At 63.4% G+C, this 12,721-nt stretch carries 11 protein-coding genes and 1 pseudogene; 5 read left to right on the top strand and 7 right to left on the bottom strand.

What is annotated here, in order from left to right:
- The first annotated feature begins 369 nt into the window (after window positions 1-369).
- Window positions 370-1,524: a hypothetical protein gene (locus tag ARC23_RS15150; RefSeq protein ID WP_057497957.1), complete on the top strand. Its 1,155-nt coding sequence runs from the start codon at window positions 370-372 to the stop codon at window positions 1,522-1,524.
- Between the two features lie 64 nt (window positions 1,525-1,588).
- On the opposite strand, the gene ARC23_RS15145 is transcribed toward ARC23_RS15150, so the two are convergent.
- The 3 genes and pseudogenes from ARC23_RS15145 to ARC23_RS15135 all read right to left on the bottom strand — a co-directional run bounded on the left by ARC23_RS15145 (window position 1,589) and on the right by ARC23_RS15135 (window position 3,129).
- Window positions 1,589-1,966 carry a hypothetical protein gene (locus tag ARC23_RS15145; protein WP_057497956.1) on the bottom strand — a complete coding sequence of 126 codons (378 nt, stop codon included), beginning with the start codon at window positions 1,964-1,966 and terminating at the stop codon, window positions 1,589-1,591.
- Between the two features lie 169 nt (window positions 1,967-2,135).
- On the bottom strand, window positions 2,136-2,318 hold the full coding sequence (locus ARC23_RS15140; protein WP_057497955.1) for a hypothetical protein: 183 nt from the start codon (window positions 2,316-2,318) through the stop codon (window positions 2,136-2,138).
- A gap of 162 nt (window positions 2,319-2,480) precedes the next feature.
- Window positions 2,481-3,129, bottom strand: a pseudogene (locus tag ARC23_RS15135) (DUF998 domain-containing protein).
- 707 nt (window positions 3,130-3,836) lie between these two features.
- Between ARC23_RS15135 and ARC23_RS15130 the strand changes: the two are divergent.
- From ARC23_RS15130 to ARC23_RS15115, 4 genes are all read left to right on the top strand, one after another.
- Window positions 3,837-4,892 (top strand): radical SAM/SPASM domain-containing protein, encoded by a 1,056-nt coding sequence (locus tag ARC23_RS15130; RefSeq protein WP_057497954.1) that lies wholly within the window; start codon window positions 3,837-3,839, stop codon window positions 4,890-4,892.
- Entirely contained in the window at window positions 4,889-5,929 is a 1,041-nt protein-coding gene (locus tag ARC23_RS15125; protein ID WP_152985274.1) for a hypothetical protein, read from the top strand. Before ARC23_RS15130 ends, ARC23_RS15125 begins: the two co-directional genes overlap by 4 nt.
- A gap of 17 nt (window positions 5,930-5,946) precedes the next feature.
- Window positions 5,947-6,462: a hypothetical protein gene (locus tag ARC23_RS15120; protein ID WP_057497952.1), complete on the top strand. Its 516-nt coding sequence runs from the start codon at window positions 5,947-5,949 to the stop codon at window positions 6,460-6,462.
- Between the two features lie 276 nt (window positions 6,463-6,738).
- Window positions 6,739-8,244 (top strand): YifB family Mg chelatase-like AAA ATPase, encoded by a 1,506-nt coding sequence (locus ARC23_RS15115; protein ID WP_057497951.1) that lies wholly within the window; start codon window positions 6,739-6,741, stop codon window positions 8,242-8,244.
- A gap of 7 nt (window positions 8,245-8,251) precedes the next feature.
- Here ARC23_RS15115 and ARC23_RS15110 read toward each other — a convergent pair whose 3' ends face one another.
- The 4 genes from ARC23_RS15110 to yidA form a co-directional block, all read right to left on the bottom strand.
- The gene (locus tag ARC23_RS15110; protein ID WP_057497950.1) at window positions 8,252-8,548 is read right to left on the bottom strand and encodes a hypothetical protein; all 297 of its coding nucleotides are present in this window, start codon (window positions 8,546-8,548) and stop codon (window positions 8,252-8,254) included.
- Between the two features lie 24 nt (window positions 8,549-8,572).
- Complete coding sequence (locus tag ARC23_RS15105) at window positions 8,573-8,962, bottom strand: hypothetical protein (RefSeq protein ID WP_057497949.1); 390 nt, start codon at window positions 8,960-8,962, stop codon at window positions 8,573-8,575.
- 166 nt (window positions 8,963-9,128) lie between these two features.
- A complete protein-coding gene (locus tag ARC23_RS15100; protein ID WP_057497948.1) occupies window positions 9,129-11,447 on the bottom strand; it encodes a TonB-dependent receptor in 2,319 nt (772 codons plus the stop codon).
- A 417-nt stretch (window positions 11,448-11,864) separates the two neighbouring features.
- A complete protein-coding gene (gene yidA / locus ARC23_RS15095; protein WP_057497947.1) occupies window positions 11,865-12,698 on the bottom strand; it encodes a sugar-phosphatase in 834 nt (277 codons plus the stop codon).
- Between the last annotated feature and the right edge of the window lie 23 nt (window positions 12,699-12,721).

The following is a 12,721-nucleotide window of genomic DNA, read 5'->3' as shown; positions in this document are numbered from 1 at the left end:
GGCAATAGTCTGGACGCCCATCTTGGGTTGACGGCAGCACTGACCATCCGGCACCGAGTGCCTGGCCGCCAACAGCTGGAAACCTGTTGCTCGCTGGCTGGCCCCCGCCTTGGTTAAGAATCGGGTTTCGCTGCCCGGCCCTGTTCGAGATTCACGGACATCACAGAATGTCGGGCGCAGGACCGACGAGGAAGTCCCCCCCCCCTTGTAATCCCGGTAGCAGAGGGCATACGCTAGCTTCGGCGCCCGCCCTGCTTGCACACGAGCAAAAACAGGCCGTATCCCATGATCGACTCTACTTCTGGCCAGCTGCCGGGGAATTAAACGTGTGCACCAGACCCGGATCGGCTTGGCCGCCGAGGACGAGTCATGAACATCAAGCAATATGCGTTTCAGGTCCATGCGCACCTTCGGGCGCAGGGCTCCACGTCGCTAACCCGTAGCCAGATTCACGAACTGCTGGCGGCAGCCGCTGGCTTTTCTACTCATGCCGCATTCCATCACCAGGCCACATGGTGCGACGTCGCTTGGCGCGATACCGGGCTCGTGGTGGATGGAGGCAGGATCATCCAGCGATGTCTGCAGTTTGGGATCTCACCCGAGGAGGCAAAGCGCGTAGCCCCGTGCTTGGCCAACTTCCTCGAGGCATCCGGCTACGCGCCGGTGCGTTTTGACGAGATCATTGCGGCGCTGGCGAGCGATGAAGGCGAGTGGATGGAGATTGACGAGAGGGAGTCGCCTGTCGTCGACACGTGGATCTCGACCATCCTGATCAGCCGCATGCAGCAAGACTTTGATGCGTTGCGTGGCGAGCTCCCTCTGCTGCTCGAGGGATTGGAGGCGGCCGCGGCGCGGGGCGTTGCCGCAGCGCACTTGGCAACGGCGTACGTGCTCGATGCGTATGGCGATCTGCCAGAAGAAGACGGCCACCGTTTCGGTCGTGAGCTGCGTCGCCGTGGCCAGTGGTCGACCGAGCCCGTGAGTTTCGCGGAGATCGCCGAAGGTATAGACAGCTTCACTCGGATAGTGGCCAAGCATCGGTACCACCTCCTTGAGGCTGCACGGGGCAAGGACAGGCGTGCCCTGTTGCTCACGGCGGAGCGCTACGGAGATCCCGGTGTGCTCGAGCTTGAGCCGTCGGATGACATGGATCCGTATGAAATGGCTGACTTGGCCGATGCGAATGGTCGACCCGAGCTGGCCTATCAGTGGCTGGCCATACGCGCGCGATCGGGAGACGTAGCTGCCATGCGTACGCTTATTGAGGATCGCGACGAATCGCCGTTCCGCGCTTGGGTCTGGATGCATCTTTCGCGCATGCTGGGTCGAGACCTGAGCCAGGATCGATTTGAAGCGATCAACGAATTCGGTAGGCCGTACGACGACGATGTCGGCGGGCCAGCGTATGTAGGGGGAGACGACGGAATCGAGCTGGAGCCCCTTGCAGCCGATGAGAACAAGCGCGCCGAAGAGGAGGCTGCTCAGCTGTTCGCCGAAATCGAAGAGCACTACGAATTGAATTGATCACGCCCGGTCATGGGCAGGCTCCTGCTGAAGGGGCCTGCCCGTGATCTTGCGGCAGGCATGCCTAGCCGGAACGCAGCAACGATCCGATGAAGAACACCGACGCCAGTGCCGCCCAGGACAGTACCGCGATGGTGATCAGCAGCACCTTCCGATGCATCACCTGCGCCTCCTGCCGATAGGGCGCCTTGCGGTCGTACGGCCTGACCAGCCCCGACAGTTCACCCGGGATGCTCAGCGCCCCCAACAGCAACAGGGCGAGCACGCAGAACCCGAACACCGTTCCGACATCACCCACCCGGGCGACGTCGGCGGGGGCATGGGATTGGCTGACAAGAGCTTCGAAGAACACCCCAACCCAGTCGGCCAAGAGCGCGGCCATGATTGCGACGAACCCCAGATGGCTGAAAAGATGCACCCAGAAGCGGGCCGGCAGTTTCATCGCGTGTGGTCCTTCTTGCGGTCACCGGTCACCTTGATCATTGTCTTCACTCTCCGTGTTGCGCAGCCGCTTGCCGCGAAGATGCCTGTGGCCGCGCTGCTCGCCTCGCATAAAACTGCGCCCTCATGACGGACGTCGGCGCTACCCTTGGCAGCGTTCCAGCGGCCACTCAATCCGAGTCCCAATAGCGATTGAAGCTATCTGTTTTCAGATCGTAAAGAAAGAATGACGGACTGCCGGCGAATCGGAAATAGTCGAGCGCCTGGGTGCGGCTGCATACCCTGCCGTCAGCATCGGCGCGATCCAGCGCGTTGTAGTGGTGGCACCCGGGGACGCGTACGTCCAGCGCCATGATGTCATACGCGTCCTCAACTTCATGCTCGACAGGAATGCGGCAGTCAGCCGGGGCGCTTGGGTCCTTCGTTGCCCGATAGGCCGTCAGCCCTGAGCGGTGCGGTTTGGCCAGAAAGAAGCAGTGGGCAGGACGCTACTTGAATTATCTCGTGCCCACCCATCAAAGCGCGGGACGCGTCTTCGTTTCGCCCGAGCCCCGGCGCACCAGATACAGCGCCACCAGGAATGGCCACAGCGAGTTGATCGATGAGAACAGGCGCTGGGTCAGCCCCCGGTACCCCTCAGGATCCGCGCCCACCAGGTTCAACCAGAGATAGAGGATGCCCGCGATGCTCGCCATAGCAGTCACAGCGTACGCCCTCCGGTCGGCAGACCACGCGCTCAACTCGATGTGCGACATCGCCGGTGCAATGATGTTGGCGATACCGATGGCGTAGAATCCGTGCATCGGATGACCCATGGGCCAGAGCCCGTTGGTCAGCATCGAAACGCCAAAAATCATCCAGCAGATCGCGCCTACGGCAATGCGGCGCCCGGATTCGCGCCATACCCCAATGGAGAACACCACGAACCCGACGCCGGAGCCGATGGCGGCGATCCTGCCGCAGATGCTTGCGAGCGTGGGCGCCTGCAGCAGCTCGCTGGCGTGCTGCGCAAGCGGGTTGTAACCCGGTGCGAATACGGCGGCAACGCTGGTCCAGAACAGGAACCACGGAAAGCGGGACCAGACCCGAGCAGAGAAGCAGTCGGCTGCGGCGTGGCACGTGCAGTGATCCTTGTTTTGGCCGGCGCCAGTGGGTGGAATCCATTCGAAAGCTGCAGAACCTTGCTGCTGCGGGCAGGACAGAGCCGAGTGACTACAGCGGTCGTCAGATTGTGCGCGGTGCGCGGTAGCGTCAATGGGTGGAAAGTCACTCCCGCGTGGAGGCGAAGTACGCGGCATCCATCAGCGGCCGTTGGACCAATGCTGTCGCATTTGCCGCACCCAGCGTCACTTCCGGACCGTTTTGACGACTCCGTTGCAGAAGTTCCGTTCCGCCAGGCACGCCAAGGCTCTCGCCTCTTCCGGTGCGATGCGACAATGCCAAAAACGTCTCGGGATTTGGCGTCATTGACCCCAACCCGTTGGCATTCCGCATAACAGCAGGTAATCGTTACTGCGCCACCGTGCATCGGTGGTCGGAACTCAAGAACCGGATTGCTGGACATAAGTTTGCGCCTGCCAGGCGGCTATGGCCGGCGCGGCGTGGGGGCCATGCACGCCGGCTTTGTCTAGCAACCGGTCTTCGAGCCACGCCCCGTCCAGCGCGAACGGTCAAGCCTTTCCCGATCAAGCCATCCGATCCTTAGACCGGTTAGACCTGTCCCCTCTCCTGCACCCCTGTATGGAACGGGCACTTGGATCCTGCAGAACGCCGCGCTGACGGTGCTGAAGTAGTCGACCGTAGTAGAGACGAACCAATGCTTCCGCACTGCCTTGAACTGGGTACTTTCTGTCGGACTAGGAGGCTATGACGTGTTACTCGATCAGCATCTTTCTCCCCGCACCATCACGATGATCACGACCTATGGCTGCACCGCTGAGTGTCGCCAGTGCTGCTTCGAGTCCAGCCCACGGGTCAAAGGCCGCCTATCTCTTGAGGCGATGACGCAGGCCATATCTGACGCCAAACGGAGCTTTCCATCCCTGCTCATGGCGGTGTTCAGCGGCGGCGAGGCTACGATGCTCAAAGCGGATCTGACGGCTGCCATCGCGCATGCAACCCAGGAGGGCCTTTCCACCAGAATCGTCAGTAACGGTTCGTGGGGAAAGACGCTCGCAGGCGCACGCAGAAAGATCGCCGAACTGGCAGGTGCTGGGCTTAGAGAGCTGAATCTGAGCACGGGCAAGGACCACCAGGAGTGGGTTTCAGCCAAGAGCATCATGCATTGCGCCGTTGCCGCCGCCGAGCATGGATTGTTCTGCCTGATCACTATCGAAGCAGATGTTGAGGGGAGCCCACACTTCCGCGCGGTGGTGGAGCAGAAGGAGGTTCAAGCGCTGGTTCGGGACAGGAGGATCGTCATTCAGTCCAACTCATGGATGCCATTCCAGGAGAACAGTGACGTACGCGTCGGCACAGTCGCGAAGCAAGCGCTGCGCAAAGGATGCGATCAGATCTTCGACAACATCGTTGTTACGCCCTACGGCGAGGTCTCTGCATGCTGTGGTCTGGCACTGGAGCACATTCCCGAAATGAAGCTTGGCAACGTCCAGAACGCGTCGGCCTCGGAGATCTATCGGCGACAGACAGGCGATTTTCTCAAGTACTGGATTCACGTGGACGGTCCGTACCGGATTGTCGAGCAGCTTCTTCCCGGCGACACCGTAGGGAATCTTCTGAAGGATGTTGTACATATCTGCCAGGCCTGCGTGATCCTCCACAAGAACGAGAACGTGCGCGCTCGTCTGCGGGAAGGGCACAGGGAATTCATGTCCTCAGTGATGACCCGCTTCTTCCTGGCCAAAGCCGTTGATGCGGCCGGCCTGAAACTCACCCCAAGCGAACCTGCCAAGGAGGCATTGCAATGAAGCGTCGTCGTTTCATCCAGTCCGCCCTCGTTGCCGCGACAGTGGCACCCGCTACAGCCGGGGCAACTGTGTCCAGCGCCGGCAAGCGGCTCTATGGAAAGCCCGGGAGCCTGACAGGTGGGTCCCACGGAGCCGACCGCCTTTTGCTGCCCATTTCGCGGGCTGGAGTTCCAGCTGAGGGTTGGCTTGAGTACGCTCGATTCAGCGCGCTCATTGAAGATCTGCTTCTGGATCGCACGGCCAGTGACGACTTCAACCGAGATCCTTCTGCGTTCCTGAAGACTCGAGGAATGGATGGCTCAGAGCTGGTGAAGAGTGATGTCAACGTGGCGCTGTTGGTCGCGATGTCTCAATCTGAAGTCAAGCAAGCGGTCCAGGATAGGGACTACCGCGCAGTAGTTTCCTATCTTCAGGCAGCCGGGACGTTCTCCCCTGTGTCCACTGATGCACTGACACAGAGGGTCGTTCAGATCATTCAGCGGAATAGGGATTCGATTGCAAACGGGCTCGAACTGACACCAGGCGCCAAGCTGGATCTGAAGACCTACAGAACGTTGCTGGCCACCTCGGGAGGCGGCGCCACGCCATTGGACACTGCGGCGCTGGCCTCTCTCAGTGACAGCAGCAGCACGCCCGAGGTTCTCGGCGCTTTCGCCGTGGTCGTCGCTGCCGTCGTCGCCGCCGTGGGTGTCCATTCAGCGGTTGTTGCCTTCACGCTTGCGGCCATCGTATCCAGCGTGTTGGTCAACGGTGGCGGCGAGGATAACGAGGAGAGCAGGACGGCTCGCCCGTACGGCGAGCTCCTGCAACGCACGGATCCGGGAGCCCGGCAGAACCTCGAGGTCGCGGCCCGCTTGGCGCGGCTTACTGGTTCGGCAGGGATATACGAATTGACCAAGGACCACTTGGCCAGAGCCGAACTTGGTGCGTTCTTTGCCGCGATGAAGGAACAGCATCTGCTCGACTACGACGACGGAGAATTGCCTGATCTGGTTGAAGCGACGCTGCTCCACACCGAAAAGTCATTGGGGCGTTAGCTAGGAGATCCGAACCGATGCAATGTACGATTCCCATCTCATTGTTCACCCGCGGCGTGCTCCTTCAGGAACTTGTTCCCGTCGCTTTTCTCTTTACCTGCGCCGTAGGCTTGGCATTCTACGGCGGCCTGGAGCCAAGGAAGAAGGCAGTCGGAATTGCCGTCCTTTGCGCTATCGGCTTGGCGATGTCAGCCTCGACGGTCATGCTGGCCGTGCGCTCGAAGGTGGTGGTCGACAGAAGTGGTGTCAACCTGCATGCAGGCTTCTGGAGCGCTCATCTCCAACGTGGCTCACTGATTGATATCCAGGCAACCGACCAGATTGGTGCTTCCTTGCGCAAACGCACCAACGGCATGAGCTCGCAAGGAATCAATGCAGGCTGGTTCCAGGATCCAAGCGGGCGGAAGATTTTTGCAATATCTTCTGGCGCCACGCGTGTGCTGGTGCCGACAACCGCCGGGTTCAGCCTGGTACTGGATCGGTCGACATACGATGAGCTGAAGCGATGTGGGGTTACCGCAAGCGACCGCTAGGCGTTGCATCATCGTCATCTGACTACGTGGCTATCGTACCAGGGCAAGGGGATGGATATTCATCCCCTCATCCGCCTTCCGGCACTGTATCGCTTTCCACCGACAGCTCGAGCAAATGCTGTTCCCGCCGCCTCGGGATGGACCCAGGTCGCCAGCCGGAAGGACTCCGTCAAAGACTCCATTGGTAATCCCCCTAGCCGCTTCACCCGCAATTCCCGATGGTTCGCCATAACACACCTGCAGCACCATCAAGCGTCCCTCTGCAGGAAGCAACACATGAGCCTGGCGCTGGTCCACAGCCGCGCCCGCGCCGGGGTTGATGCCCCATTGGTGCGGGTGGAAGTGCATCTTTCCGGTGGCCTGCCCGCCACCCAGATCGTGGGCCTGGCCGAAACCAGCGTGCGTGAATCGCGCGAGCGAGTACGTGCCGCCCTGCTCTGTGCGCGCTTCGATTTCCCGCAGCGGCGCATCACCTTGAATCTCGCACCCGCCGATCTGCCCAAGGAAGGCGGGCGCTACGACCTGGCCATCGCACTGGGCATCCTCGCGGCCAGCGGACAGATCGATCCACAGTCGCTGCTGCAGTACGAGTTCCTGGGCGAGTTGGGGCTGACCGGAGAACTACGCCCGGTGGCCGGTGCATTACCGGCCGCGATTGCAGCCGCCGACGCCGGGCGCATCCTGGTGGTACCCCCGGGCAATGCCGCCGAAGCAGCGCTGGCCGAGCACGCCGATGTGCGGGTGGCGCGCACGCTGCTGGAGTGCTGCGCCGGACTGGGCAACCCGCGCCTGTTGCCACCCGTGGAACGCGTGGACACCACACCGCTGCCGCTGCCCGATCTGGCCGACGTGCGCGGGCAGGCGCATGCGCGGCGCGCGTTGGAGGTGGCTGCGGCCGGTGGCCATCATCTGCTGCTGATCGGCAGCCCCGGCTGCGGCAAGACGCTGCTGGCCTCGCGCCTGCCCGGGCTGCTGCCGGATACCGAAGAAGCCGAAGCACTGCAGCTGGCTGCAATTGTGTCGGTGAGTGGCGAGGGATTGGACCCGAAGCGTTGGCGGCAACGGCCGTTCCGCGCTCCCCACCACAGTGCGAGCGCGGCGGCGCTGGTGGGCGGCGGCAACCCGCCCTGCCCCGGCGAGATATCGCTGGCCCATCACGGCGTGCTGTTCCTGGATGAACTGCCCGAGTGGAACCGCAGCGCGCTGGAGACGCTGCGCGAGCCGCTGGAGTCGGGCCATATCCGAATTTCCCGTGCGGCGCGCAGTGTGCAGTACCCGGCCCGCTTCCAGCTGGTGGCGGCGATGAACCCGTGCCCCTGCGGGTGGGCCGGTGACCGCAGCAATCGCTGCCTGTGCAGTGAAGAGCGCATCAACCGCTATCGTGCGCGGGTGTCAGGGCCGCTGCTGGATCGCATCGACCTGCACATCAGTGTGGCGCGCATGGATGCGGTGGAGCTGCGCGAGAGCACGCCGCTGGGGGAGCCCAGTGCTGCGGTACGTGCACGAGTGGAAGCCGCCCATGCCATGCAGCAGGTGCGTGGCGGGCTCAATGCGCATCTGCCGCCCGCGGCGCTGCGGGCATGCACGCGACTGAGCGAGGCCGATCAGGACTTGTTGGAGCAGGCGATTGAACGCCTGCAACTGTCCGCGCGGGCGATGCACCGGATTCTGCGGGTGGCGCGCACGATTGCAGATCTGGCCGGTTGCGAGGTTATCCAGACTGCGCATCTGGCTGAGGCGATCGGGTATCGGCAGTTGGATCGAGGAAAGCCGGGGGTGTAACAAAGGATCACGTCAGGATGAAGGAGGCACGCCGCGTCTCGTCAAACTGCAGCCTTTTTACTGGCAGAACGCCGACGCTAGGCAGAAGCCTACGACTGTGCCGTTCCCATATCTCCGCCGGCCCTGCGGCACCAGCTTCCACGGCAAGGACGCGATACATCGGCGCGTAGTCATCCCGTTCGTCCTCGAACGGACAGTCGAGCACCCAGTGCTTTGATGCGCTATCGGTCACCAGCATCAGCCGTGGCAGGTCGTGGAATCCGCGGTACGCGAGGATGCGATATTGCCCCGGAAGAAGATCCATCGGAATTCCCTGCAGATGTGCGGGTCAGCGGCCGCGCCCGAACAATACGCCTCGCCGAGCCAGCACCGCCACCCGACGGCTGACCAGCGCGTGGAGCTCCGCCAGCTCCGACGCCCGGCCAGCCGTCATGTTGTCGCCGAAGAGCACCCGCGACAGTCCCGCCGCCTCGCTGTCCTCCGGGTGCTGCCAGCGGTCGCGATAGACCTTCTGGCACACCAACCACGCCTGCGGCAGCCCACCGCCGGGCAGCGGGCGGACCACGCGTTCGTAGACGTGCCAGAACTGGTATTCGGCCCGCAGGTCGATCGCAGGCGCCACGGACAGCGCCTGCCGGGGCCGTCCCGGGCCCCGGATGCCGAACAGCGGTGATTGCGTGTGGTGCTGTGCCATGCCAACAGGATGACGCAGCAACATTGTGGGAACCTTGCGTCGCCGCCAGAAAATCCCTGTTGATTGCGCAAGGCAGGGGTCGGGGGTCAGAGCCCTTTGCTGTGCAAAGGGATCTGACCCCGATCACGGGATGGCAGCGGGGTCGGATCCCTTTGCGCAGCAAAGGGCTCTGACCCAGTCCCTGGTTGCCTCAGAACGCCATCGAGGTACTGAACATCAGCTGCCGGGGCGCACTGCGCTGCAGGGTCTGGTAATCGCCCGAGAACGACGAGCCGGCAATGGTGGCGGTGCCGATGTTGTGGCGGTTGAACAGGTTGCTCACATCCAGCCGCAGCTCCAGCCCGGGCACCGCGCTATCCGCACCAAACCGGTAGGCGGCATAGGTGTTGACCTGCCAGAACGTGGGAACGCGGATGTCGTTCTCGTAGGTGAAGGGCTGGCGCAGGTACGAGGTGCTTGTGGCACCGAAGCGCCAGTCGCCGAAGTGCGCGGAAAGATCACTCACCAGCGAGATCTGCGGGTAGCCCGGCTGGGCGTTGCGCTTGATCGGGTACACCGTGTCGCCCACCACGAAATCGCTGTCGTAGTACGAACGGGCCACGGCCACGCCCTGGTAGAACTGCAGGTGGTCGGTGAGGTCGGCGGTGATGCCCAGGTCGGCGCCGATCACATGCATCTTCGGCATCAGCCGCACGGTATTGATCTGCGCGAACTGGGTGCCGATGGCCGCCGACAACAGGCGGTTGCGGATATCGTTGTAGAACACGTCGCCAGTGATCGTCAGCCGGTCGAAGCGATGCGATGCGCCCACGGTCAGGTTCCAGTTCTTCTCCGGGCGCAGCGTGCCGGCCACGCGGTCGAATTCCTCCTGGTCGGTGATGGTCCACGCCGAGGCGGTGTAGCCGATGTTGCCGCGCTGGGCCACGCGGTAGCCGTTCATCGTGTTGGCCAGGTCGATGAAGGCATCGGTGGATTCAGTCGGGCTCCAGAACAGCGAGACGTGTGGCAGGAAGTTGCTCCTGGCGCGCAGCGTGCCGTTCACCGGCCGGTCCTCGGCATCGCCGAGGCCGCCACCGCGGGTGCGGAAATCCACGGCCTTGAAGCCGACGCCGAGCTTCAGCGTGTCATTCAGCACGATGTCGTCCTGCAGGTAGAACTGGCGCGAGCGGGTCACCCAGCTTGAGGCGTTGTCGGTCTTGAACGCCGGCCCATACACATCGAATGGCCCGGTGGCCTTCAGCGGCGGACCCTCGCCCAGCAGCGGCTGCTGGTACCACTCGGTCCTGGCTGCGGCCTTGCTCTTCTCCTGCCAGAAACCGGCGGTGAACGTATGCGCACCGGCTTCGAACTGCACATTGAACATGCCGCCCAACCGGTTCAGGCGAGGCGTCTGCACCTGCTCGGAGAAGGGTGCACCGTTGGGTGACGGCACGGTGGGGTCGGTCAGCGTGGCCTGGGTGTGGCTGTTGGCGTTGTACAGCTGCACGTTGCCGCTCAGCGCCGGGTTGATCTGGAAGCGATGATTGATCGAGGACACGCGGTCGCGGGTGCTCTGGCCGGTGTCGTAGGGAATCAGCCCCGACAGTTCGCCACAGGTATAGGCGCCGCAGGGCTTGTCTGCGTTCTCCGGCGAGGCCACATAGTACGCGCGGGCGTAATCCGGGTAGAAGCTGTCGGCCTTCCAGCCCAGCTTGCGGATCATGTCGAAGGAGATGTTGTTGTAGCCCCAGACCTTGGCCTTGCTGTCAGAGAGGAACACAGTGAAATCGCCCCAGGCCACATCCTGCTGCAGCTTCAGGTCGCCGCGCAGGAAGTGCTGGGTGCCACCGCCCTGGTACTTGTCGGCCGACACGCGCTGCAGGTCGACCAGCACTTTCGGGCCCTGCGCGCCCAGCTGGCCGCTCTGCCCGGATACGGTGGTGACCAAGGTGCTGTTGCTGCCCACACCCTGCTTCACGCGCAGGCTGGGCGTGTCCTGCAGCTCGCGCAGGCGGTATTCCAGGCTGCCGCCGTTGACGCTGCTGGAAAACACGCTGACCGGTGCGCCGCCGGGGCTGACCGTGATCGCGCCGATGCCATCGGGCACGCCCACGTTCACCACGCTGGTGCCGGTGAGCGAGAGGAAGCCGTTGTCGTTCAGCGGCACGCCTTCGAAGGTGATGCCCATTTCATTCATGCGGAAGCCGCGCACGAACAGGCTGGTGGCCGAGATATCCAGGCCCAGCCCATCGGTGGCGGTGTAGCTGGCGCCGGGCACCTGCTTGAGCATGGCCAGGCCGTTGTTGCCGGTGACCATGGCATCGAGGTCTTCGGCCTTGATGATGTAGCGGTTCGGGCCTACCACCTGGGTCGGTGCAACGGCGGCACCGCGCGGTGTGGCGATGACCTGCAGGGCGTTCAGGGTGGTGGGCGTGTCGTGCGCGGTGTCCGCCGATCCGGCAGCATGGACCGGTGCGGCGATGGCGGTGAGGATCGCCAGCGCCAGGCGCGTCGTGGGTGGGTTGTTCATGGACAGATCCAGCGTGCAGTGGGGAAAGACGGCGCGAGCGCACGCCCAGCGCGGCGCGGCACCGGTGTCGGTGCGCTGGCTGGTGATGCGATGGCGTTGGGGGGTGACGGCGCAGTGCGCGCCGGTCAGCGACGGAGGAAAACGATCCTCAGCCGCTCAATGCGATGGCGTGATTTCGACGTGCGGAATTCTTGCATCGCACTGCCGCACTCGCCATTGCACCGTGGTACAGCGCCGATGGCGATGGGGATGGATGGGCTATACGTGGGTATAGCCTGGCGCTTGCCGTCGGCGTATGCCAACCAGGGTTGGCTGCTACCTGGGCGGATGGGACCTGGTAGAGGCCGACCTTGGTCGGCACTTGCCGTTTGCGTGTACCAACCAAGGTTGGCACCTACCAGAAGATGGCCGCGCGATTTACCGCAGCACGAAGCGCTCAATGGCGCGGGCCACGCCGTCATCGGCATTGCTGCTGGTTTCAAACCGCGCCACGGCCTTCACCACATCGATGGCATTGCCCATCGCCACGCTGGTGCCGGCGTACTGCAGCATGGTCAGGTCGTTCTCCTGGTCGCCGATGGCCATCACGTTGGCGCGGTCGATGCCCAGATGCTCGGCCAGCTTCTGCAGGCTCGGCCCCTTGCCGGCGCGGTGGTCGAACACTTCCAGGAAGAACGGTGCGCTTTTCAGCACGGCAAAACGCTCGGTCAGCGCGCTGGGCAGGCGCGCGATGGCCGCGTCCAGCACCTCGGGCGCATCGATCATCATCAGCTTGATGAAGGACATCGATCGGTCCATGTCGGCCACCCGGCGGTAGGACAGCGGCATCCGCGAGAGATGCGAGTCGGCCACGGTGTAGTCGCTGATGTCCTGGTTGGGGGTGTAGATGCGCTGGCTGTCCAGCGCCTGGAAGTGCACCCCCAGTTCGCGCGCCACCTGCTCGCAGAACAGGAAGTCATCGAAGCTGAGCGGATACTCGACCACGGTTTCGCGCGTGCCGATGCGCTGCACCAGGCCGCCGTTGCAGGCGATGCAGTAGTCGTCGTCGCCGGTGATGCCCAGTTCGTGCAGGAACGGGGCCAGGCCGGGAACCGGGCGGCCGCTGGTCAGCACGATGTGCACGCCCAGCGCGCGCGCCTGTGCGATGGCCTGTTTGGCCCGTGCAGTGAGCGTGTGGGCCGGGTCCAGCAGGGTGCCATCCATATCGATGGCGACCAGTTCGATGGTCGATTGCCTGCGGCCCATGTCCATTGCGTTGCACTCGTGCGGGGCGG

It is taken from the genome of Stenotrophomonas beteli (genome assembly GCF_001431665.1).
In the GTDB taxonomy this organism is placed as follows: Bacteria; Pseudomonadota; Gammaproteobacteria; order Xanthomonadales; family Xanthomonadaceae; genus Stenotrophomonas; species Stenotrophomonas beteli.
Note: the sequence above shows the minus strand (reverse complement) of the source record. Positions and strands in the feature narration are given on the sequence as shown.

Bases quoted from the DNA above. Each gene is read 5' to 3' on its own strand.
- ARC23_RS15150 (WP_057497957.1), top strand. From the start codon at position 370: ATGAACATCAAGCAATATGCGTTTCAGGTCCATGCGCACCTTCGGGCG.
- ARC23_RS15145 (WP_057497956.1), bottom strand. From the start codon at position 1,966: ATGAAACTGCCGGCCCGCTTCTGGGTGCATCTTTTCAGCCATCTGGGG.
- ARC23_RS15140 (WP_057497955.1), bottom strand. From the start codon at position 2,318: ATGGCGCTGGACGTACGCGTCCCCGGGTGCCACCACTACAACGCGCTG.
- ARC23_RS15125 (WP_152985274.1), top strand. From the start codon at position 4,889: ATGAAGCGTCGTCGTTTCATCCAGTCCGCCCTCGTTGCCGCGACAGTG.
- ARC23_RS15120 (WP_057497952.1), top strand. From the start codon at position 5,947: ATGCAATGTACGATTCCCATCTCATTGTTCACCCGCGGCGTGCTCCTT.
- ARC23_RS15115 (WP_057497951.1), top strand. From the start codon at position 6,739: ATGAGCCTGGCGCTGGTCCACAGCCGCGCCCGCGCCGGGGTTGATGCC.
- ARC23_RS15110 (WP_057497950.1), bottom strand. From the start codon at position 8,548: ATGGATCTTCTTCCGGGGCAATATCGCATCCTCGCGTACCGCGGATTC.
- ARC23_RS15105 (WP_057497949.1), bottom strand. From the start codon at position 8,962: ATGTTGCTGCGTCATCCTGTTGGCATGGCACAGCACCACACGCAATCA.
- ARC23_RS15100 (WP_057497948.1), bottom strand. From the start codon at position 11,447: ATGAACAACCCACCCACGACGCGCCTGGCGCTGGCGATCCTCACCGCC.
- yidA (WP_057497947.1), bottom strand. From the start codon at position 12,698: ATGGACATGGGCCGCAGGCAATCGACCATCGAACTGGTCGCCATCGAT.